The sequence below is a fragment of the Listeria valentina genome, assembly GCF_011800755.1.
GTDB classification, from domain to species: Bacteria; Bacillota; Bacilli; order Lactobacillales; family Listeriaceae; genus Listeria; species Listeria valentina.
Genome location: NZ_JAATJW010000022.1, coordinates 1 through 22,106 on the forward strand (window position 1 = coordinate 1; position 22,106 = coordinate 22,106).

A 22,106-nucleotide genomic window follows, 5' to 3' on the forward strand; every position below is an offset into this window, starting at 1 on the left:
TATATACACTTAGTATTTCACTGCCTTCTGAACTTTCACCATAAAAAAGATAATATAGGGGGTATGCAGAAACAGCTATAAAAATGCATAATGGTAGAGTAATTAAAAGATACGTTACAATAATTGTAGAAAATTGATTATTCATTTTTCTTATTTCATTTTTTGCATAATGAGCTGTAAATAAGGGGACAATACTCATGGAAAATGAGACAGAAAAAGTGTTTGGAATCATTATTAGTTTTTGAGTACTAAAATTCACTATTGATAAAAGGTTTATGGCTTCTTGAGGAGAGACACCTTGATTGATTAAGATTTTTGGGAATGAAAACAAGTCAATTTGCTGATATAGTGAAAAAGCAATGCCAACTAAAACAAATGGAATTGCAGAAATAATTACATCTTTAAATAGCTTCCGAAAAGAAATAATTGGATAACTATCTTTGCAATGATAAATTTCCTTTTTTTTTTGACTTATTGAATCTAATTATTAGATATATTAAGCTAAAAAGCGCTCCAATGAAAGCTGAAAATGTTGCTAAGCTGATTGCGATTGTAATATCTGTATTAAAGACATGTAATGCTAAAAAAGTAGAGCATAGCAAAAATACTACTCTGGAAATTTGTTCTATTATTTGTGACATTGAGGATGGGGTCATATCATAGTTCCCTTGAAAGTACCCCCTGAATAAGCTTATAGTGGGAATAATTAATAATGCAAAACTAGTTGAACGAATAACAGTAGAAATTTGAGTTGCAGAAAAAACGCCCTGTGTGCTTTGAAGACTTCCAAATAATGGAGCAAATAAATACATGCAACCAAAGCTTAAAATACCACTTATAATCATAATAAGAAGCCCAGATTTGAATAATTTTTCACTGTTTTTGGGTTGGCTTAAAGAGTTATAAAAAGAGATATGTTTAGATATGGCGAGAGGGATACCAGCGGTTCCAATACTCAAAAATATAGTATAAGGTACATAGCCATATTGATAAAGTGCTGAATTTCGCTCTCCGCCTATAATTGCATAAAAAGGAATAACATAAAGTATACCTATAATTCTAGATATCATAGACCCGGAAGTTAAAATTGCAGTTCCTCTAAAAAGATTGTTCATTTAAAATCATTCCTCAATATCAAAATTTCTGAAATAAGCAGATGCGTCACAAGGTGACGCACCTGCTTATTTTTAAATAGCATAGTTTCCCCAAGCTACTTCCCAAAAGGCTTTATTAAAAGCTTTTCCGAATTTTTTGACTCCAGACCAAAATCCTGGAGCAACAATTGCTTCTAACTTCTCTACTTTAAAATTCATGATGTCATTCACCTCTCTTCATGATGTAATGAAGTTATTATACAACAATCATTTTGAAAATAAAGATTAAATTGAAAAATAAGATAAGAAAGTAAGATTTATTTATATTTGTTAACAAAATCGACAAAAAATACACTTGATTTATTCTGTTTTATGCAGGAGCATCTTCAAGAATCCAGCGAATGGCTCCTTGATATTGTTCTGCTTTTGCTGCTCCTGGAGGGGTTTGTATATAAAATCCCTCATCTTTTGACCAGGAAACATCATATAAACCTTCAATGTCTTTACTTTTTTTGGCAAAGACAATCACGTCATCTTGACTAGTTACATTTTGATCGGATTGTCCTTTTTGGCGAAAGATGAGTTTGCTATCAAGCGGGCGCCCCTTTTGATCAGATAATGGTATGGCTAGCTGCGCTTTTACTTGCCACTTTGCGCCGCCTTTTCGTGTGTCTTTAACAACTAATTTCCAATCCGGATCCGCTTGCCTTGATTCGGTTAGCTGACCAGAAATTTTGAGTGATTGGAAAGCAAAAGTATCCGGAATCGCATGAAAAGCAAGCTCACGTTTAAGAACCGTCACAGTTGCAGTCTGTTCAGCCAGTCCATTCTTGAAGAGAATTTTTTGCGGTCCGAGATTTTGTGTGTTAACACTTCCTGTAACCATGCTAGGGGCAAATGGAATTGGTAAATTATCGTCATCAGTTGCCGAGATGAAATTGGTTCTAGGATCCCAACTTTCACCTATTCCAATAAGTGTGTCCTTGGCCTTGATTGTACGTAATGACTTTGCCCAAACATAGGTGCCAGCCATTGTTGCTCCATCATACTTGCTTGAAAGCTGACTAGAAGTTACGCTTTTTTCTTCGGTATTTTCACGCCGCCATTTTCCAAAATAAGGAAGTTCAGTAGGGGGAACAACAAGGCCAACGCTACTCCAACCTCCAAAAGTTGTTTCAGGTCCTAAACTAAGGCGCGAAAGGTTGTTTGCCCCGTAGAGCATTTGAATAGCGGAAAAGCCTTTTTGCATTTTCCACTTAGATAAGTCTAAATCAGTTAGTGATTTGTTATCATAAAACATAAAGTCAAAGGTTTTCACTTTTTTTAAATTCCAGTCGCCAAATTTTACAGTTTGTAGACTGGAATTGTTATAAAACATGCTTCGCATCCTTGTCACGTTACTTGTGTCCCAAGTAGATAAATCTAAGGTAACTAAAGAGGTATCATTTGAAAACATTCCACCCATACTGGTGACAGCTGAGGTATTGATTAAATCTAAGTTTTTAATTTCGGTTAGCTCAGTAAGTGAGCCGAAAAGCCCACTCACATCTCCTTGAAGAACAACTGGCCCTTCAATAATGATCTTACGAACTGGAGAATACCTGGAGCTCCACGGACTTATTGCCGAAGATGTACCCTCCACTGGATCCACTGCTAGTACCTTATCGGAAATAGTGCCCGCTTCAATATGTAGTGTATAATCAGAATCAAGATACCAATAACAAGTCTCAAGAGTTCCTTGCCGGATAGGATTAGTCGCCGCTGCCCGACTTTGAAATAAGTCATCTGCCGATTTTTTAGGTAAGGTTCCCTTATTTTGAGCGGTCTTCTGATTGACAGAATCAGCTTTATTTTGAGGAGTTTTTTCGTCCTTGCTAGAATCGGAAGGCTTGCTTTGAGCTTCCTTCATGGGTTCCTTACTCGTTGCTGCAGGAACTTGTTGTGATTCCACTTGTTTTTTTGGTGATGCCGAAGAAACGCCAGAAGAAATGTTGATAGAAACATTTCTAGATGTGACTTCTTTATCATCGCGAATGGAAGAAGCTGTCAGTGTGTATGTAGCATCAGTGGCTGATTTCAGGCGTAATGAGATCTTTTTAGATTTTGGATCCGTCCACGCAATGGTTAGTTGATGCTTTACTTTGTCTTGAGTTACACTACCGTTTCCACTATCTACACCTTCATAGTCCAAGCCGGATGGGAGTTTTATAAAAGATTCTGTATCCGCGGGATTCGTGTCACTTAGATTAATTAAGAAAGTTTCATTTTTTTCATAAGTATTTTTGTTTGTTTGAATTGTCAAATCAGATACAGTCAAATTGGCTGCATCAAATTTTGCTACGTTGATAAAGCCAAGGAAAAGGATCATGAAAATAGCAAAAAAGAAGTATTTATTTTTCAAAGTTTGTGTCCCCCTCTTTCTGCTTCGTTGCTTTACCCAAAAAGCACACCTTCATGATAACAATTGGACTCAGAAATAAGCTGGTACTTAGTTACAATATATCGTACAAAAGATGAATGTTTTGTGGCGATTTATTTCTCGGCAAGCTGAATAGAAATAGGATATAAGAATAGAAGGAAAAGTCTAACCGCAAGCTGGGGCTAGTCGCATTGAGAAATAGTTCTGATACTAAGTTTCTTTTAGTCAAAGTGAGTCAAACAAAGTACGGAAAGTGCTTGCGTTTTTGAAGTGTATATATTAATATGTGTATATAAACATATATTAATATATAAAACAAGTTCACTAAAGTTGCGCAAACCCTACTAGTCACGCTATCATATGATTATATGAACATATAATAATGGAGTGTGAACGGCTATGGAAAATCATTCAAAACTAGACGAAGAAACGTTGCTAGATGTTACACAAATTTTTAAGGCGCTATCGGATCCAACACGTGTCCAAATTTTGAACCTCCTGCAAGAGCGGGAGTATTCTGTGAATGAAATTGCGCGTACCCTATCGTTTAATCAAACGACAGTTTCTCATCAGTTGCGTTTTTTAAAGAACTTACGACTGGTAAAATCACGGCGAGAAGGTACGACGATTTACTATTCACAAGATGATCACCACGTGCTCGAACTACTCAAACAAGCGATTCATCACGTTGAACATAGGTAAATCGAGGCGCCTAAGCTAGGAGAGGATTACGATGACAGAGTACAGGCTAACAGGACTTTCATGTGCCCACTGTTCTGAAAAACTGGAGCGAGAAATTCAGAATTTAAACCATGGAAGTGAGGCAAAAATTTTTTATAACACATCCAAATTAATGCTTCCGGATGGAATCCCACTTGCCACGGTTGAAAAAATTCTAAAAACAGAAAATGTAGCGATTGTGAAGCCGAATGAAGGACATTCAGAAGATGCGCATGAGCATGGGAATGATAAGAAACTTTTGATTCAACTGGGTATTTCAACCGTACTTTTCATTGTGGCACTTGTTCTTGGGAATAAAATCCCTTGGATTGCTTCTTTTACCATCTACTTAGCAGCTGCAGGACTTAGTGGCTATCAAACTTTCTTTAAAGGCCTTAAAAACCTTTTCCGATTGAAATTTACGATTGATACACTGATGACAGTTGCTTTGATAGGGGCCTTTGCCATTGGAGATTATAAAGAAGGAACCGTTGTTGCGATTTTGTTTGGCTTAAATGAATACTTAGAAGGCTTCGGAATGCGTCAAGCGAGAAAATCCATGTCGGAACTTTTAAAAGTAGCACCTAAAACGGCCAATGTACTCGTGGATGGCAAAGTGAGCCAAATCCCGATTTCGAAATTGCGATTGCGGGATGTGGTCTTGATTCGTGCAGGCGAAAAAGTGCCCTCAGATGCAACGATCATTGAAGGCGCTAGTTCCTTTAACGAAGCAGCGATTACCGGGGAATCCATGCCGGTTGAAAAGCAAATTGGAGATGCACTATTTGGCGGTTCCATTAACAATGAAGGAACGATTAAAGCTGAGATTTCGGCCTTGTATGAAGATTCTTCTCTTGCCAAAATTCTTCATTTGGTTGAAGAAGCACAAGAAACGAAGACGCCAACCGAGCTTTTCATCGATAAATTTGCACGCTACTATACGCCAGCAATTATGCTTTTCGCCGTGCTGATCGCGTTTGTTCCGCCACTTCTTTTCGGAGCAGACTTTTCAAAATGGCTTTATGAAGGGCTTGCAGTTCTAATTATCGGCTGTCCGTGCGCGCTTATTCTCTCTTCGCCAGTTGCGATTGTGTCTGGGATCACTCGCAGCGCCAAAAATGGCGTGTTGATCAAAGGTGGCGTTTTCCTCGAACAACTCGGGAAAATTAAGCAAATTGCCTTTGATAAAACAGGAACACTTACGAGCGGGAAACCCGTTGTGGCGGAATTGATCGCGTACGATGATCACTTCATGGATATCGCCTCGCGGATGGAAAACGATTCACTTCACCCGATTGCCTCAGCGATTATTCAAAAAGCGAAAAAGGATGGTGTGAAAATCGGCAAGATGGACTCGATGGAAACCATCGCTGGAAAAGGCCTTACTGGCCGCTTAGAAGGCAACGCCTACTTTATGGGAAATGAAAGCCAGATTCCGGATGGGGCTTGGAGTGACAAGGCGCGTTCGGATGTGCAGACCTTGAAGCAAGCTGGCTACACGGTCGTTGTGGCAGCATCTGAATGGCAAATTCTCGGCATGTTCGGTATCCGCGATGCGCTTCGGCCAGAAAGCCGCGAACTCATTTCGGATTTGCATCAAATTGGCGTAACAAATACCATCATGCTGACCGGGGATCATGCGAAGACAGCCGAGAAAGTGGCATCGGAAATCGGGATGGACACTTATTATGCGGACTTATTGCCCGAGGAAAAACTGGATCGCATCCGGAAAATTCAATCCGAAACTGGGAAAGTGATGATGGTCGGGGATGGCATCAATGATTCGCCTGCGCTTGCTACAGCGGATCTTGGGATTGCCATGGGGAAAGGCACCGATAGCGCCATTGAAGTGGCCGATGTCGTCTTGATGCAGGATCACTTGCTGAAACTCCCGATGACCATTCGGATCGCCAAAAAAGTTCGCAAAATTATTGGCTTTAACATTGCGTTTGCATTAGGGCTGAAAATTTTGGCACTTCTTTTGACGCTGCCGGGCTTGCTGACACTTTGGATGGCAATCATGGCAGATATGGGAGCGACGATCATTGTGACGCTTCTCAGTTTGACAATTTTAATTCGGTCGAAAGAAGAAAAAATCAAATAACTAGAAAGGGCGCCTGTTCGTTTCCTGCAAGGGGGAAAGGCGTCTTTTTGTCGAAAACTTTGGCTTTCTGTGGTAAAGTAAAGAACAAATAAGACTTTGGAGGGAAAGGTTTGAAACTCACGTCAACGCAAAAAACAGCCATCATCGCGGGCTTTATTCTGATGCTTTTGGTCGCTATTCTTGGACTTTTATTTAATCAGTCGCTTGTTCTTGTTTCGCTACTTGGCATTGTGCAATTTATCTTGATTCAAGTGATTTGTTTTATTTGGATTTATGCACCGATTCAAGCGGAACGACCTCGAAAACAAAAATTGTTTATTTGGGGGATCTTGCTTACGGCTGCAGTTCTTTTGATTATTGCTTTTATTGTGCCAGATAAATTTCGCTCTTATTCGGGCTTTATGATTGCACTCATCGGATATGCAGCTGCAGTTGTGATGCGTGAAGTGGAAAATACGAATCCTGCGAACAAAAAGCAACAAAGCAGCAAAAAATAATCGAGAAGGAGTGTTAAGATGGGAATTCATCAATATTTTCAAAGTTTATCGGATCTTGAAAACATTTATCGTTGTCCGGGAAAGTTTAAATATCAGGAGCATTCCGTCGCTGAACATTCTTTCAAAGTCACAAGTATTGCTCAATTTTTTGGGAACGTAGAAGAAAAAGCAGGAAATCAGGTCGATTGGCGGGCGCTTTATGAAAAAGCGCTAAACCACGATTATTCTGAACTTTTTATTGGCGACATTAAAACGCCTGTAAAATATGCGACGGCAGAGCTCCGGGAAATGCTTTCCGAAGTGGAAGAAAGCATGACGCAAAATTTTATTGAGCGGGAAATCCCAAGTGAATTTCAAACGATTTATCGTCATTTATTAAAAGAAGGCAAGGACGAAACGCTTGAAGGAAAAATTCTAGCAATTGCAGACAAAGTGGATTTATTATATGAATCATTCGGCGAAATCCAAAAAGGGAATCCGGAAAATGTTTTTGTTGAAATTTACAGTGAGGCGCTTGCAACGATTTATAAATATCAGGAGATGGCAAGTGTAAAATACTTTCTGGCAGAAATTCTGCCAGATATGCTACATGAAAAGGGAATCCGCAAAACCGAGCTTCCTGAATTAACGAATGCTATCACTGCTCAGGCTTTAAAGGACGATTTTAAGTAAAGGAGAGGGGAAACATGGTAGATCAAATGCTTTCGGCTATTTTCTTTCCTGGACTTTTGGTCATCATGTTTGCGCGCATTACTTATAATCGCTATATTGCGCTTCTTTTGATGGTGATCTTGATCGCGGCAAGTGTGAAGCTAGGTTACACGAGAACTTACCTGCTAATGATTTTAGACGCGTTATCGATGACGGCGGGTTTTGCTGTTGCAACGATCATGCTTAAGCGGCTAAAGGCAAGAGGAAAGCACATGGATAGGTGAAAAATAACAAAAGTGATAAAATGAAAAAGAAAGAGAAAACGTGATCCGATGAGATGACGTTTTTTCGTTCTCTACAAAAAACCGAAAATATGTTCGCTTTTTGCTAGGCGAATAGAATACTTTATGGTAAAATGAAAGAATCTTATGTATGAGCGAAAGAATTTAAGCGAGCAGGAATGGAGGAAGAGGCATTGACTGATAAATTTGAACTCGTTTCAGAATATAAACCGTCTGGCGATCAGCCAAGAGCGATTGAAAAACTAGTTGCAGGTCTTAATAAAGGCGTGAAACATCAAACTTTACTTGGAGCAACGGGAACTGGGAAGACGTTTACGGTATCCAATGTCATTCAGAATATTAATAAGCCAACACTTGTTATGGCTCATAATAAAACATTAGCGGGACAACTTTATAGTGAATTTAAAGAGTTTTTTCCGAATAATGCTGTTGAATATTTTGTAAGCTATTATGATTATTATCAACCTGAAGCCTATGTTCCGCAAAGTGACACTTATATAGAAAAAGATGCGAGTATTAACGATGAAATCGACAAATTGCGACACTCAGCAACAGCTGCATTATTTGAGCGTCGTGATGTAATCATCATCGCGAGTGTTTCTTGTATATATGGTTTAGGGGCACCAGAAGAATATGGTAAATTACTTGTTTCGCTAAGAACTGGAATGGAACTTGGGCGAGATGAGTTACTTCGTCGTTTAGTTGCGATTCAGTATGACCGAAATGATATTGATTTCCAGCGTGGTCGGTTTCGTGTGCGCGGCGATGTTGTTGAAATCTTCCCAGCTTCACGTGATGAACATTGTATTCGTGTTGAGTTTTTCGGAGATGAAATCGAACGAATTCGCGAAGTCGACGCTTTAACGGGTGAAATTATTGGCGACCGGGAACATGTTTCAATTTTCCCGGCTTCTCACTTTGTGACGAGTCCAGATATTATGAAGATTGCCATTCAAAATATTAAACTGGAGTTAGCGGAGCGCTTAAAAGAACTGCGCAGTCAAGATAAACTATTAGAAGCGCAACGCCTTGAGCAACGGACTAACTATGACATTGAAATGATGGAAGAAATGGGCTACTGCTCAGGAATTGAAAACTATTCAAGGCATTTAGCTTTGCGGGAACCGGGTTCAACGCCTTACACGTTGCTTGATTATTTTCCAGATGACTTCCAAATCGTGATTGATGAGTCACACGTTACAATGCCTCAAATTCGAGGCATGTATAACGGGGACCAAGCGCGAAAACAAATGCTTGTGGATCATGGTTTCAGACTGCCATCAGCACTGGATAACCGTCCGCTTCGATTAGAAGAATTTGAAAAGCATGTCAATCAAATTGTTTATATTTCCGCAACACCAGGCCCTTATGAACTCGAACACAATCCAGATGTAGTCGAACAAATCATTCGTCCAACGGGACTGCTTGATCCAATTATTGAAGTTCGTCCGATTGAAGGACAAATTGATGATTTGATTGATGAAATCAATGATCGAACTGGAAAAGACGAACGGGTCTTAGTTACCACTTTGACGAAAAAAATGGCAGAAGATCTAACGGATTACTTGAAAGAAGCGGGCATCAAAGTCCAGTATTTACACTCTGAGATCAAAACTCTCGAACGGATCGAAATCATCCGGGATTTAAGATTAGGCGTATTTGACGTACTCGTTGGGATCAACTTGCTACGTGAAGGAATTGACTTGCCGGAGGTTTCGCTTGTTGCGATCTTAGATGCAGACAAAGAAGGCTTTCTTCGTTCCGAACGGTCGCTTATCCAAACGATGGGACGTGCGGCACGGAATGAACATGGGAAAGTTATTATGTATGCGGATAACATGACAGATTCCATGACGAAATCCATTGATGAAACGGAACGTCGTCGTAAAATTCAAGAGGAATATAATGAAAAACATGGAATTGTACCGAAAACGATTCGAAAAGAAATTCGTGGTGTGATTTCTGCGACAACAGCTTCCGAAGAGGAAGACGAAAAACTTCAAGACTTGAGCAAGCTAACGAAACAAGAACGCGGACAATTAATTGAAGATATGGAACATGAAATGAAGGCTGCTGCGAAGGCGCTTGACTTCGAACGAGCGGCTGAACTTCGTGATGCACTTTTAGAACTTAAAGCGGAAGGATGAGCAGATTTGAAAAAAGATAAGATCGTAATTCAAGGAGCGAGAGCGCACAATTTGAAAAACGTTGATGTGGAAATCCCGCGTGATAAGTTAGTCGTCATGACTGGCTTATCGGGTTCTGGGAAGTCTTCGCTTGCTTTTGATACGATTTATGCGGAAGGGCAAAGGCGCTACGTTGAATCATTGTCCGCATATGCGAGACAGTTCCTTGGGCAAATGGATAAACCAGATGTAGATTTGATTGAAGGTTTGAGTCCAGCGATTTCGATTGACCAAAAAACGACAAGTCGGAATCCACGTTCGACAGTTGGAACCGTAACCGAAATCCATGATTATTTGCGCTTGCTTTACGCTCGTGTAGGGCACCCAATTTGTCCAAACCACGGAATTGAAATTACTTCGCAGACGATTGATCAGATGGTAGACCGTGTGTTTGAATATCCTGAAAAAACGCGAATCCAAATTATGGCTCCGATCGTTTCGGGAAAAAAAGGAACGCATAAGAAAACGTTTGAAGAAATTAAAAAGCAAGGTTACGTACGAATTCGCGTAGATGGCGAAGTGTATGATGTAAATGATGAAATCGAACTGGAAAAAAACAAGAAGCATTCGATTGAAATCATCATTGACCGGATTGTGATTAAAGAAGGCGTGCATTCCCGTTTATATGATTCCTTAGAGTCAGCACTTAAACTCGCAGATGGTTATGCTGTTGTGGATGTGATCGGTGAAAAGGAATTGCTGTTTAGTGAACATTACGCGTGCCCGTACTGCGGTTTTACGGTTGGTGAATTAGAGCCACGTATGTTTTCGTTCAACAGTCCATTTGGTGCTTGCCCAACTTGTGATGGTCTTGGAACAAAACTTGAAGTGGATGTGGAGACGGTTATCCCGGATCCATCACTTTCGTTAAACGAAGGGGCTATTGTACCTTGGAAGCCTATCAGCTCACAATATTATCCGCAGATGCTTGCTTCTGCCTGTGAAGAGTTTGGGATCGATATGGATACGCCGTTTGAAAAACTCTCGAAAGAACATCAAAATATTATTTTAAATGGTTCTGGTGAAAAAGAATTTTTCTTTAAATATAAGAATGATTTTGGAATGACACGGGAAACTTGGATACCGTTTGAAGGAATTTTGCCGAATATTGAACGGCGCTATCGGGAAACGAACTCGGATTTCACGCGTGACCAAATGGGACAATATATGACTAATTTGCCATGCCCAACTTGTCATGGCTATCGCTTGAAGGAAGAGGCTCTCGCTGTCAAAGTGGACGGAAAGCATCTTGGAGAAGTAAGCGATTATTCAATTATGGAAGGCTATGATTTCTTTGAAGGCCTCGATTTGTCGGAAAAAGAATCACAAATTGCTGCACCGATTTTGAAAGAAGTTCGAAACCGATTAGGCTTTCTTAAAAATGTTGGATTGAATTATTTAACGCTGAGTCGAGCAGCTGGAACGCTTTCTGGTGGTGAAGCACAACGAATTCGATTAGCTACACAAATTGGGTCGAAGCTTACTGGGGTGCTTTATATTTTAGATGAGCCTTCAATTGGGTTGCATCAGCGGGATAATGATCGACTCGTGAATACACTTCAAGGTATGCGAGATATTGGAAATACGCTCATCGTTGTGGAACATGATGAGGATACGATGATGGCGGCGGATTACTTGATTGATATTGGGCCAGGAGCCGGGGAACACGGCGGAGAAATTGTGGCTGCTGGAAGTCCGGAAGAAGTTGCGAATGATGCAAATTCAATCACAGGAGCTTATCTTTCTGGCAAGAAATTTATTCCTGTTCCAACGAAGCGTCGTAAAGGAAATGGCAATAAACTTGAGATCATCGGCGCCAAGGCGAACAACTTGAAAAATGTGTCGGCGGATATTCCGCTCGGAACTTTTACTTGTGTGACTGGGGTTTCTGGATCTGGAAAAAGTTCGCTCGTGAATGAAGTCCTTCGAAAGACGCTTTCGCGAAAACTAAATCGTGCGAATGCTAAGCCGGGAGCGCATAAGGAAATCAAAGGAATCGAACATCTTGAAAAGATCATTGATATTGACCAGTCGCCAATCGGGCGAACGCCAAGATCAAATCCGGCAACATATACGGGAGCGTTTGATGATATTCGTGATTTGTTTGCTTCGACAAATGAAGCGAAAGTTCGTGGATACCAAAAAGGACGGTTTAGCTTTAATGTCAAAGGTGGGCGTTGTGAAGCTTGCAAAGGAGATGGCATTATCAAAATTGAAATGCACTTCTTGCCGGATGTGTATGTTCCTTGTGAGGTTTGTGGCGGGAAACGTTATAATAGTGAAACGCTTGATATTCACTACAAAGGAAAGAACATTGCAGAAGTGCTAGATATGACGGTGGAAGAAGGACTTGAATTTTTCCAAAATCAACCAAAAATTGCGCGGAAATTGCAAACGATTGTGGATGTGGGACTTGGTTATATTCGTTTAGGTCAACCTGCAACGACACTATCTGGCGGGGAAGCGCAACGCGTGAAACTCGCTTCGGAACTGCATAAACGCAGCAACGGCAAGTCGTTTTATATCTTGGATGAGCCTACAACAGGGCTACATGTTGATGATATCGGACGTTTGCTTGGGGTCTTGCAACGACTCGTCGAAAATGGCGATACGGTTCTTGTGATTGAGCACAATTTGGATGTGATCAAGCAAGCTGATTATTTGATTGATCTCGGGCCAGAAGGTGGCGATGGAGGCGGTCAAATTGTCGCGAAGGGAACGCCTGAAAAGGTAGCGGCATCGAAGAAATCGTATACGGGGCACTATTTGAAGCCGATTTTGGAACGCGATAAGAATCGCATGAAGGAAAAGGTAGCCGAAAAGCAAAAATAAGTTGATAAGCTTGGTCTGGATGAAAGTTGCCAGATCAGGCTTTTTCTTTTCCCCAAAAGTCTAAAGAAAGAATCGTTCTTAGGTTGTATGACAGAATTTATGTGATGCGTCATAATAGAACTATGATAAATGAGACACTAAATCTACTGGAATGTTTGAATAAATGATGAATTTTTGGAGGGAAGAAACATGGAGAATGAACGTAAACGTATTTTGGAACTCGTAAAACAAGGCGTTATCTCAACTGAAGAAGCTTTGATGTTACTTGAAAATATTTCGAAAAAAGAAGGAAAAAGTGCGGCTTCGGAAAATATGCGCCAAGCTGATCGCTCGGAAGCTCGTCAGGAAGAGGAGGAACAAGAGGAAGCGGGTTATGATTATTCGCAAGGTTGGAACACAAAAGATAATCCGTATCGTGGCGGAGAAGCCAAAAAAACGCGTCCTCGTCCTCAAGATGGATCGAACAAGGAAGAAAAAGCTAAATTAGAACGTGAAAAGCAAGCGAAACGCGAAGAAACATTGAAAAATGTGATGAGTGATTTATCGCAAGCGGGCGAAAAAATTGGTTCTTTCTTGGGAAGTGCTATCAATCAAGTGAAGGATATGCCGTTTCCGTTTTTAACCTCAACGAAGCTAGAACGCGAATTTGTTTATCATGACACGACGCTTTCAATTTTAGAGTTTGACGTTGCGCTTGGGAACATTGAATTCAAGCCATCGGAAAATAATGATATCCGTGTGAAGGCTGCGATTAAACTCTTCAAGGAATACCCAGAAGAGGAAGCAATGAAAATTTTCTTTGATCGAACGACGCTTCGGGTAGATGAAGAAACGCTTCGCTTCGAGTCTAAATCAAAACAAATTGTGACCAACTTGACGGTTTACTTGCCACGCCGGGAATATGACTATGTTTCGATCAAAATTTTGAACGGAAATTTCCATATTGATGAGCTAGTTGGACGTGACTTGTTTGCGAAAACAACGAATGGCAATATCAGTGTTGGAACGCTTCAAGCTACACTTGCTGAAATTGAATCGATCAATGGGAATGTTCGGATTCAAAATGGGAAAGTGCGAGATGTTTCGCTTAAAACTCTAAATGGAAATGTGGCTGTGAAAGGTGAATTTTATTCAAGTAACTTGACCACTAAAAATGGTAATGTACGTTATCAACTAGAAAATTCCAATGCAGTTTATCTCAAGGCAAAAGCTGGGGCTGGAAACATTGAGGTTATCGTGCCGAAGGAATCAGGCTTGGATGGGCGAATTCATACCAATCTAGGTAAACTATTGCTCGATGTGAAGGATGCGAATGTTCTCGATTCCAAAACGGAATCCGTGAACAAAATGATGGTATTTACGAAAGCTTCAAGTGAAGATTCGGAAGCATTGAAAGTGGAAGCTGAAGCAACGACGGGTAATGTGAAAATTAGAGACTTTAAATAAATTCAATTTGCGGGAAGCAGCACTCCTGTTTCCTGCTTAGTTAGTTAAGTTTTAGGAAGAAAGGAAGCACAGGCTATGGAGAAAAAGTTAAGAAGGTCGCGAGTAGATCGTAAAGTGGGTGGCGTTTTCGGAGGTATTGCGGAATACACTGGAATTGATGCAACGGTTTTACGACTTGTCTTTATTGTTTTTGCGATTTTTACGATGAAGACTGGTATTGCAATCATCGCTTACATTATTGCTTTGTTTGTGATTCCTTCAAGTAAAATGAACAATGATGAGGTGAGAGCGGAATTTCGTCGGCGACAAGATGAAAAACGTCGCTACGTGAGTGAAAGACGTGAGCAACGTTTTGAACGAATGGACGAAAGAATTGCAAGAAAGCAGGCTCATATGGAACGAGGACACATGCGAAATGCTGATAAAATGCGTCCACCTCATACGCCAGAACCGCCGATTCACCGCGGGGAAGCAAGACCGCGTCCAACTCGTGAATTTACGTTTGACGCAACAACATTCAAGGCACTTAAAGTTCAAATTGCGACAGGAGACGTCCGTGTCCGTGTTTGGGAAAAAGATGAATTGAAGATGCGTGTTGTTCTTGCAGTTCATGAGAAAGCACGGTCGATTCGTCAAATGAGCGAAGATAAATTGTGGGATTATTTCTTTAGTCAAACTATGCTAGAGATTGACCCAGCACAATTTACGTTTGAATCAAGAAAAGATGTTTTGAAAACAGATGTCGTTTTGACGGTTCCTAAAAGACTGTATGAACAAGCTAAAATTCAATTGCTTAACGGGAACTTGAAATTTGATGATATTTCAGCAGAAGATACGATTATTAAGATTCATCATGGGGACCTTCGTTCCTCGGCAGCTAGTGGCAAGTTCTTGAGTGCAGATTTACAAGATGGCGAAATTTTCTTCAAGCGAGCAAATATTGAAAATCTCGATCTTGCTACGCAAAAAGGAGATGTGGTTGTGGATGGTAATTTTATTACCACGATTGCTAAATCCGCTAAGGGTGATGTGGAGTATAACTTGCACAACGATTCCGCAACGGCAGCTGACTTGAAAGCTCCACATGGCGATATTCGCATCCAGATTCCCGCATCGTGGAACGTGGATGGAACACTTGGAACCAAACGAGAAAAAATTTACTTTGATTTGAAAAATGCTAAGGTTTGGGATGATTCGAATCAAGCGCTTGTTTTCACTCAAAATGCTGAAGAAATCAGTACGGCAACTTTGCAAGCTAACGTAGATACTGGAATTATTAAAGTGACCGAACTGGAAGAAAAACAGGAAAATGTTTTATAATCATTAAAAGGAAGGAAGAATTACGATGAAAAAACTCACAAAATCATCAGAACAAAAAATACTAGCTGGGGTTTGCGGTGGCTTTGCAGAATACTTGGGCTTTGATGTTACTTGGATACGCCTTGCTTGGGTAGTTCTAACCTTAATCGGTGGATCGGGTATCTTGCTATATATCATTGCTGCGATTATTATGCCGAAAGCTCCAGAGTTAGAATGGGAGTGAATTTTCGAAAATGCGCTGGTTAATAGGTGTCATTATTAATGCAGTTTTATTTGTCGCAATGTCTGGGTTCTTTTCAAGTTTCCATGTCGACGGATTTATGACTGCTGTCATTGCAAGTTTTATTTTAGCAATCTTAAATATGTTAGTTCGTCCGATTTTATTTATTCTAACGCTCCCAATTAATATTTTGACGCTTGGCTTGTTTACATTCGTTGTAAATGCGCTAATGCTTGAACTTACGACTTATTTCATGGGAAGCTCGTTTAGTATTGATGGATTTGGAATGGCAATGTTGATTGCTGCGATTATGGCGTTTGCCAATATGATTATTAATTCCGTATTATGGGATAATAAGAAATAACAAAAAACAGCTCCAAGTGAATGGGGCTGTTTTTGTTTAGGAAGTAATTTCAAGTAAAGTATATGATTTAACTACTCGAAAAGCGCGAGAAATGGTAAAATGAAGAAAACAAACCTTGATGGAGGTAATTCGATGACAAAATCTGTTCCGGTAAAAGAATTAGTGGAGCGGCTTAATTTAGAAGTGCTTTGTTCAGATGACGGATTAGATCGCCCAATCGTAACAAGTGATTTATCAAGACCAGGTCTCGAGCTGACTGGCTTTTTCTCGTATTATCCTGAAGACCGTGTACAACTATTCGGAATGACGGAGATTTCATTTTCAAAGGGAATGGAAACGCAAGAACGCTTAAAGCGGTACCAGCAAATGTGTACGCGCCGCACGCCTGCTTTTGTAATCTCACGTAGCCTAGAAGCACCCGACGAGCTCATTCAAGCCGCAAAAGAAGCTGGAATCCCAGTCCTTCGTTCTCGCCTTAAAACAACGCGTTTGTCCGTTTATATTACGAATTACTTGGAAAGCAAGCTTGCGCCAGTTATTTCAAAACATGGCGTTTTAGTAGATATTTATGGGCTTGGTGTTTTGATTACTGGAAATAGTGGCGTTGGGAAAAGTGAGACAGCGCTTGAACTTGTGAAACGCGGGCACCGACTAGTCGCTGATGACAACGTTGAAATTCGTAAAGAAGATGAGTTGTCGCTGATTGGTTCCTCGCCAGAAATTATTGAACATTTACTGGAAATCCGCGGGCTCGGCATTATTAATGTTATGACGCTTTTCGGTGCAGGTGCGGTTCGGTCGAGTAAAAAGATTACGCTCGTAGTTCATTTGGAAAATTGGGATCCAGAAAAACACTATGATCGTGTTGGACTGGATGAAGAAAAAACGCAAATTTTTGATATGGATATACCGATGATCACGGTTCCGGTTCGACCGGGAAGAAACTTATCGGTTATTATCGAAGTTGCAGCGATGAACTTCAGGTTGAAAAATATGGGATACAATGCGGCTGAACGCTTTACGAGTGACCTTAATCATTTGATTAGCCATAACAGTATGAACGATTAAAATGCTAGAAATGGAGCCACGAGTGAATGAAGAAGTAGGAATTCGGGCTCCTTTTCTTTTTACGTAAAAAAAGGTACAATCAATACGAACAAAGTGAATGAAAGTAGGTTAGACATGGAGAATCAAATTAAACCGCTTGATCCGGTTGCGATCGATCTTGGCGGACTCTCAATCAAATGGTATGGCATTATTATTGCAGTTGGTGTTGTTGTTGCTCTTTTACTAGCTCTTCGAGAGTCTAGCAAGCGTGGCTTGGATAAAGAATTGTACATTGACCTTTTGATTTGGGCCATCCCGATTTCAATTATTTGTGCGCGGATTTATTATGTCGTATTCCAGTGGGACTTTTACAAAAATAATTTAGGTGAAATCATTAAAATTTGGCATGGCGGTATTGCGATTTATGGCGCTTTAATCGGGGCCGTTGCGACAGCTATCATCTTTGCCCGAGTGAAGAAAATTTCATTTTGGCAGTTGGCGGATATTGCAGCGCCAAGTTTGATTATCGCTCAAGCTATTGGACGTTGGGGCAACTTTATGAACCAAGAAGCACACGGTGCAGAAACTACCCGGAGTTTCTTGGAAAGTTTGCATTTACCAGACTTCATTGTCAATCAAATGTATATTGAAGGTACATACTATCAACCAACCTTTCTATATGAAAGCCTTTGGAATGTTTTAGGATTTATCGTTTTACTCATCTTGCGCCGAACAAAAATCAGACGAGGTGAACTTTTCTTGAGTTACGTGATTTGGTATTCTTTCGGACGATTCTTTGTCGAAGGGATGCGAACAGATAGCTTAATGTGGGGCGATTTCCGCGTTTCGCAAGTACTTGCTATACTCCTTATCGTGGTTTCTCTTGCGATTATTGCTTACCGTCGGATCAAACAAAATCCGCCCTATTATATGGCCGATAAGTTCGGTGACGTGCCAAAAAGGAAATAATTTTAATCAGGAAAGGGTGTAGACATGACTAGCGAAATCACAACCCTGCTTTTCGATTTAGATGGGACTTTGATTAATACCAATGAACTCATTATCGCTTCTTTTCAAGCGACATTAAAAGAATTTTTACCTGAAAAAGAATTTTCTCGTGAAGAAATCCTGCTTTTTATTGGACCGCCGATTTCTGAAACCTTTGGGAATTTGTTGCCAGAACGTGCAGAAGAAATGATCGATTTTTACCGAGCGTATACAAATGAGCATCATGATGAGCTGATCTTGGAATATGATGGTGTTTATGAAGCGATTCGAGCTCTTTATGAAGAAGATTATAAACTCGCTATTGTTTCAACGAAGATTTATGACACAGTGATGCGAGGCCTAAAAGTAATGGGGCTAGATAAGTTTTTCCAAGTCGTTATCGGTTTCGATCAAGTGCAAGCTGCAAAGCCCGATCCAGAGGGAATTAACATGGCGTTAACGCTTTTAAATGCTTCAAAAGAGGAAGCGATCATGGTCGGAGACAACTATCATGACATTTTGGCTGGAAAAAATGCTGGTGTAAAAGCTGCTGGTGTTGCTTGGAGTATCAAAGGGGAAGAAACTCTTCTCGCTTATGAACCCGATTATATGTTACACAAAATGGGCGACTTGCTGAAGATTGTTCATCGTGAGGAAGAGTAACGATGCGTCGCTTGAACCGTTTTAAACCAAGAAAAGAAAAAGAAAATCCGCTATTTCGAGTTTATCAAACGGTATCATTTTGGCGAACTTTGAAAAACACGATCGTGATTGAGTTTTGTCGCTATTTTCCGTGGATTTCAGGCAAGCGAAAGTTGTACCGAAGTCTTTTGCGGATGGAGATTGGTGAAAATACGGCTGTCGCTTTCAAAGTAACCTTTGATTTGTTTTATCCAGAAAAAATCAAAATTGGTCGGAATTCGATTATTGGATTTCATACGACAATTCTGACACATGAATATTTGGTTGAAGAATACCGCACCGGAGAAGTTCAAATTGGTGATGACACGATGATCGGAGCTAATGTAACGATTCTTCCGGGAGTGACGATTGGAAGCCGTGTCAAAGTGGGTGCTGGGGCAGTTGTTAATCGAGATATTCCAGATGATCACTTAGCATTTGGGAACCCGCTCGTTGTGCGCCCGCTTGATCGGGAAAATAAAAGGGACTGAAATGGGAGCGTAAAGATAAATTGGGCTCTTATTTCAGTCTTTTTGCCACTTGCGGAACGAAAAATCTATGATATACTTCAACTAAGAAACGAGGAATGGAGGGGAGAAGTTGAAGAAAAGAGAATCAAGAGACGCGAAAGTCATTCACTTTTTCCCGAATAGTTACTTCTATTTTGAACGGGGGATTGCAGCTTTTCGCGAAGAAAAGATCAAAGAAGCAATCGAATATTTGGAACGAGCACATGAACTTGAACCACGCGAGCCGGTGGTGATGTGCCAACTGGCAATTTGTTATACGGAAGTAGGACAGTTCCATAAGTCTAACCAATTTTTACGTTATATTTTGGAAAACTTGGATGAGAATATGGTGTATTGTTATTACTTTATTGCCAATAACTTCGCTTATATGAAAGATTTTAGGCGTGCCCTTCAATATGCCAAGCGTTATCAGGAGCTCGACCCGACTGGCGAGTATAAAGAGGAAGCAGAGGATCTGGTTCAACTTTTACTAGAGGAGACTCCGATCGGCGTGGCGCTTGAAAACAATTTCGCTAAAGCTGAACAAGAGTTTTACCAGTATAAACGGGAGCTGAATCGTTATTTGGCAGAGGAAGATAGTGCTTCGGCATGTCAGGTGCTTGAGAAGGTGATTGACGATAAGCCCAATTTTTGGCCAGCGTATAATCAGCTCGCGATGCTTTATTTTGAAGATTTACGAGAAGAGGAAGGCTTGAAGGTTCTTTATCGGCTGCTCGATCGTTCGCCGGGGAATTTACTTGGGCTAGCGGATTTGTTTGTGTACCATTATTTTAAAGCGAACCGCGAAGAAGCTGAGAAATTATACGGAGAACTAAAAAAAGTAGTTCCGATTTTGACTCATCACAAAGAGCGCTTGGCTGTGTTGCACGCGATGATGGCAGACTACACACAGGCTGAGAACTTGTTTGTCGATATAGTTGATCTCGAGGTTACAGATCGTCCGCGTTTTTACTATTACCGGGCAAAAACAGCCTTTTATCTCGGGCAGGAGGAACATGCAAAGGAATACTGGCAACAGTTTTTGAATTGTGATGTTTACGAGCGAGAGGCTTTTCCTTTTTCAAGAAAAGGGGAGATGGCTCACGAAGCTTCGCAAATTTTGACGGAACTTTGCTCGGAAGATGAGCTGGATCATTTTATTGGCGTTTATGCGCTTTCGATTTCTTCCGTGCGAGCGGAACTGCTTCTTTTTAATCCGCTATTTGAGATGAGCAATTGGAATTATCTTGAGCATTTGGTATTCACAGACTTCGAGTATTTACCCGAAGGCATTTTGGAGCGGAATTGCAAATCTTTGATCCAGATTTGGCGGAAGCTTGAGGAAGAAGCCTTGCCGCTTTCTGCCGAAAACCTTTCTTTCTATAAAGAAACACTTGCTGCCATTTTTCGCTTGAGCGAAGCTGAAGTGACACTTGATGAAGAGCAGTTGCAAGGCATTTCTGCGTGTCTGTTAGTTCATTTTGGCGGGAAGCGAGTGAGTGAAGCGACACAAATTTGTGGAGCTGAACCACTTGAGTTACCATTTCTGTGACCGTATGAGCAGAAAAATAGACGAAAATGGGTTTTCGTATTAAGCTGTTGATAGACTTAGAACTGGGAACTAGGAGGAATAAAAATGGCAAATGAAGAAAAAATTTATGATGTCATTATCATCGGTGCGGGACCTGCTGGAATGACAGCAGCACTTTATACTTCTCGTGCAGATTTAGATACGCTGATGATTGAACGCGGAGTTCCCGGCGGCCAAATGGTGAATACAGCAGAAGTAGAAAACTATCCTGGCTTTGACAGTATTCTTGGCCCTGAACTATCCGATAAAATGCTAAGCGGCGCTAAACAATTTGGTGCAGAGTATGCTTATGGCGACATTAAAGAAATCGAAGATCATAACAGCTATAAACTTGTTACAGCAGGTTTAAAAAGCTATAAAGCACGTGCGGTTATTATCGCTTCCGGTGCCGAACATAAAAAACTTGGTGTAACGGGTGAAGAAGACCTTTCTGGGCGCGGTGTTTCTTATTGTGCCGTTTGTGATGGGGCGTTCTTCAAAAATCAAGAATTACTTGTCGTCGGTGGCGGCGATTCGGCGGTTGAAGAAGGAACTTATCTAACACGTTATGCGGATAAAGTAACTGTAATTCATCGCCGTGATAAACTCCGTGCGCAACAAATTTTGCAAGATCGTGCATTTAAAAATGACAAAGTAGATTTTATTTGGAATTCTGAAGTGGAAGAAATTCTTGGTGATGGGAAGAAAGTAACTGGAGTGCGTCTAGTATCTACAAAAGATGGTTCTAAACGTGATATTCCAGCTGCAGGTGTTTTCATCTATGTTGGACTTGTTCCACTTACTGAGCCTTTTCGCGACTTGGGCATTACTGACGCATCAGGCTATGTTGTAACGAATGAAGAAATGGAAACTACTATTCCTGGGATTTTTGCGGCAGGCGATGTGCGCGCGAAATCGCTTCGACAAATTGTTACGGCAACTGGCGATGGCGGCATTGCTGGACAAAATGCGCAGAAATTTGTGGAAGAGCTAAAGGAAACCTTGGCACTTGAAGAAGTTAATAAATAACGTTAAGAAACTCTCGCTTTTTGAAAAGCGAGAGTTTCTTTTTATGTAAATGATTTTGCAAATATTAGAAAAATCCAACAGAATGCTATATCTATGAAGGAAATGTTATGTTAAAATGATTTCATGAA

General features: G+C 40.6%; 20 protein-coding genes. 17 read left to right on the top strand and 3 right to left on the bottom strand.

Annotated elements, in window-relative coordinates; all coding sequences use genetic code 11:
- Window positions 1–434: 434 nt before the first annotated feature.
- The 3 genes from HCK02_RS06975 to HCK02_RS06980 form a co-directional block, all read right to left on the bottom strand.
- Window positions 435–1,115, bottom strand: a complete 681-nt coding sequence (locus HCK02_RS06975) for an oligosaccharide flippase family protein (protein WP_167629377.1) — start codon at window positions 1,113–1,115, stop codon at window positions 435–437.
- Window positions 1,116–1,187: 72 nt separating this feature from the next.
- Window positions 1,188–1,313 (bottom strand): hypothetical protein, encoded by a 126-nt coding sequence (locus tag HCK02_RS14200; protein WP_281348874.1) that lies wholly within the window; start codon window positions 1,311–1,313, stop codon window positions 1,188–1,190.
- Window positions 1,314–1,464: 151 nt separating this feature from the next.
- Complete coding sequence (locus HCK02_RS06980) at window positions 1,465–3,495, bottom strand: BspA family leucine-rich repeat surface protein (RefSeq protein ID WP_167629378.1); 2,031 nt, start codon at window positions 3,493–3,495, stop codon at window positions 1,465–1,467.
- A 417-nt stretch (window positions 3,496–3,912) separates the two neighbouring features.
- Here HCK02_RS06980 and HCK02_RS06985 point away from each other — a divergent pair, with 417 nt between their 5' ends.
- The 17 genes from HCK02_RS06985 (at window position 3,913) to trxB (ending at window position 21,978) form a co-directional block, all read left to right on the top strand.
- Window positions 3,913–4,215 (top strand): ArsR/SmtB family transcription factor, encoded by a 303-nt coding sequence (locus HCK02_RS06985; RefSeq protein ID WP_115753902.1) that lies wholly within the window; start codon window positions 3,913–3,915, stop codon window positions 4,213–4,215.
- Between the two features lie 31 nt (window positions 4,216–4,246).
- Window positions 4,247–6,337: a heavy metal translocating P-type ATPase gene (locus HCK02_RS06990; protein WP_167629380.1), complete on the top strand. Its 2,091-nt coding sequence runs from the start codon at window positions 4,247–4,249 to the stop codon at window positions 6,335–6,337.
- Between the two features lie 161 nt (window positions 6,338–6,498).
- Complete coding sequence (locus HCK02_RS06995) at window positions 6,499–6,834, top strand: hypothetical protein (protein WP_167629438.1); 336 nt, start codon at window positions 6,499–6,501, stop codon at window positions 6,832–6,834.
- 18 nt (window positions 6,835–6,852) lie between these two features.
- On the top strand, window positions 6,853–7,506 hold the full coding sequence (locus HCK02_RS07000; protein ID WP_167629382.1) for an HD domain-containing protein: 654 nt from the start codon (window positions 6,853–6,855) through the stop codon (window positions 7,504–7,506).
- A gap of 14 nt (window positions 7,507–7,520) precedes the next feature.
- On the top strand, window positions 7,521–7,769 hold the full coding sequence (locus tag HCK02_RS07005; protein WP_167629384.1) for a CsbA family protein: 249 nt from the start codon (window positions 7,521–7,523) through the stop codon (window positions 7,767–7,769).
- 191 nt (window positions 7,770–7,960) lie between these two features.
- Window positions 7,961–9,934, top strand: coding sequence for an excinuclease ABC subunit UvrB (gene uvrB / locus HCK02_RS07010; protein WP_167629386.1), 1,974 nt, complete (start codon window positions 7,961–7,963; stop codon window positions 9,932–9,934).
- Between the two features lie 6 nt (window positions 9,935–9,940).
- Window positions 9,941–12,805, top strand: a complete 2,865-nt coding sequence (uvrA, locus tag HCK02_RS07015) for an excinuclease ABC subunit UvrA (RefSeq protein WP_167629388.1) — start codon at window positions 9,941–9,943, stop codon at window positions 12,803–12,805.
- A gap of 189 nt (window positions 12,806–12,994) precedes the next feature.
- Window positions 12,995–14,251 carry a DUF4097 family beta strand repeat-containing protein gene (locus HCK02_RS07020; RefSeq protein ID WP_167629390.1) on the top strand — a complete coding sequence of 419 codons (1,257 nt, stop codon included), beginning with the start codon at window positions 12,995–12,997 and terminating at the stop codon, window positions 14,249–14,251.
- Between the two features lie 75 nt (window positions 14,252–14,326).
- Complete coding sequence (locus HCK02_RS07025) at window positions 14,327–15,571, top strand: PspC domain-containing protein (RefSeq protein ID WP_167629392.1); 1,245 nt, start codon at window positions 14,327–14,329, stop codon at window positions 15,569–15,571.
- Window positions 15,572–15,596: 25 nt separating this feature from the next.
- Window positions 15,597–15,794 carry a PspC domain-containing protein gene (locus tag HCK02_RS07030; protein ID WP_167629394.1) on the top strand — a complete coding sequence of 66 codons (198 nt, stop codon included), beginning with the start codon at window positions 15,597–15,599 and terminating at the stop codon, window positions 15,792–15,794.
- 10 nt (window positions 15,795–15,804) lie between these two features.
- Window positions 15,805–16,155 carry a phage holin family protein gene (locus tag HCK02_RS07035; RefSeq protein ID WP_167629396.1) on the top strand — a complete coding sequence of 117 codons (351 nt, stop codon included), beginning with the start codon at window positions 15,805–15,807 and terminating at the stop codon, window positions 16,153–16,155.
- A 132-nt stretch (window positions 16,156–16,287) separates the two neighbouring features.
- A complete protein-coding gene (gene hprK, locus HCK02_RS07040; protein ID WP_167629398.1) occupies window positions 16,288–17,223 on the top strand; it encodes an HPr(Ser) kinase/phosphatase in 936 nt (311 codons plus the stop codon).
- Between the two features lie 114 nt (window positions 17,224–17,337).
- Window positions 17,338–18,171, top strand: a complete 834-nt coding sequence (gene lgt, locus HCK02_RS07045) for a prolipoprotein diacylglyceryl transferase (protein WP_167629400.1) — start codon at window positions 17,338–17,340, stop codon at window positions 18,169–18,171.
- Window positions 18,172–18,195: 24 nt separating this feature from the next.
- A complete protein-coding gene (ppaX, locus tag HCK02_RS07050) occupies window positions 18,196–18,852 on the top strand; it encodes a pyrophosphatase PpaX (RefSeq protein ID WP_167629402.1) in 657 nt (218 codons plus the stop codon).
- A 2-nt stretch (window positions 18,853–18,854) separates the two neighbouring features.
- Window positions 18,855–19,361 carry an acyltransferase gene (locus HCK02_RS07055; protein ID WP_167629405.1) on the top strand — a complete coding sequence of 169 codons (507 nt, stop codon included), beginning with the start codon at window positions 18,855–18,857 and terminating at the stop codon, window positions 19,359–19,361.
- Between the two features lie 109 nt (window positions 19,362–19,470).
- Window positions 19,471–20,931, top strand: a complete 1,461-nt coding sequence (locus HCK02_RS07060; RefSeq protein ID WP_167629407.1) for a tetratricopeptide repeat protein — start codon at window positions 19,471–19,473, stop codon at window positions 20,929–20,931.
- Window positions 20,932–21,015: 84 nt separating this feature from the next.
- Entirely contained in the window at window positions 21,016–21,978 is a 963-nt protein-coding gene (trxB, locus tag HCK02_RS07065; RefSeq protein ID WP_167629409.1) for a thioredoxin-disulfide reductase, read from the top strand.
- Window positions 21,979–22,106: the final 128 nt, after the last annotated feature.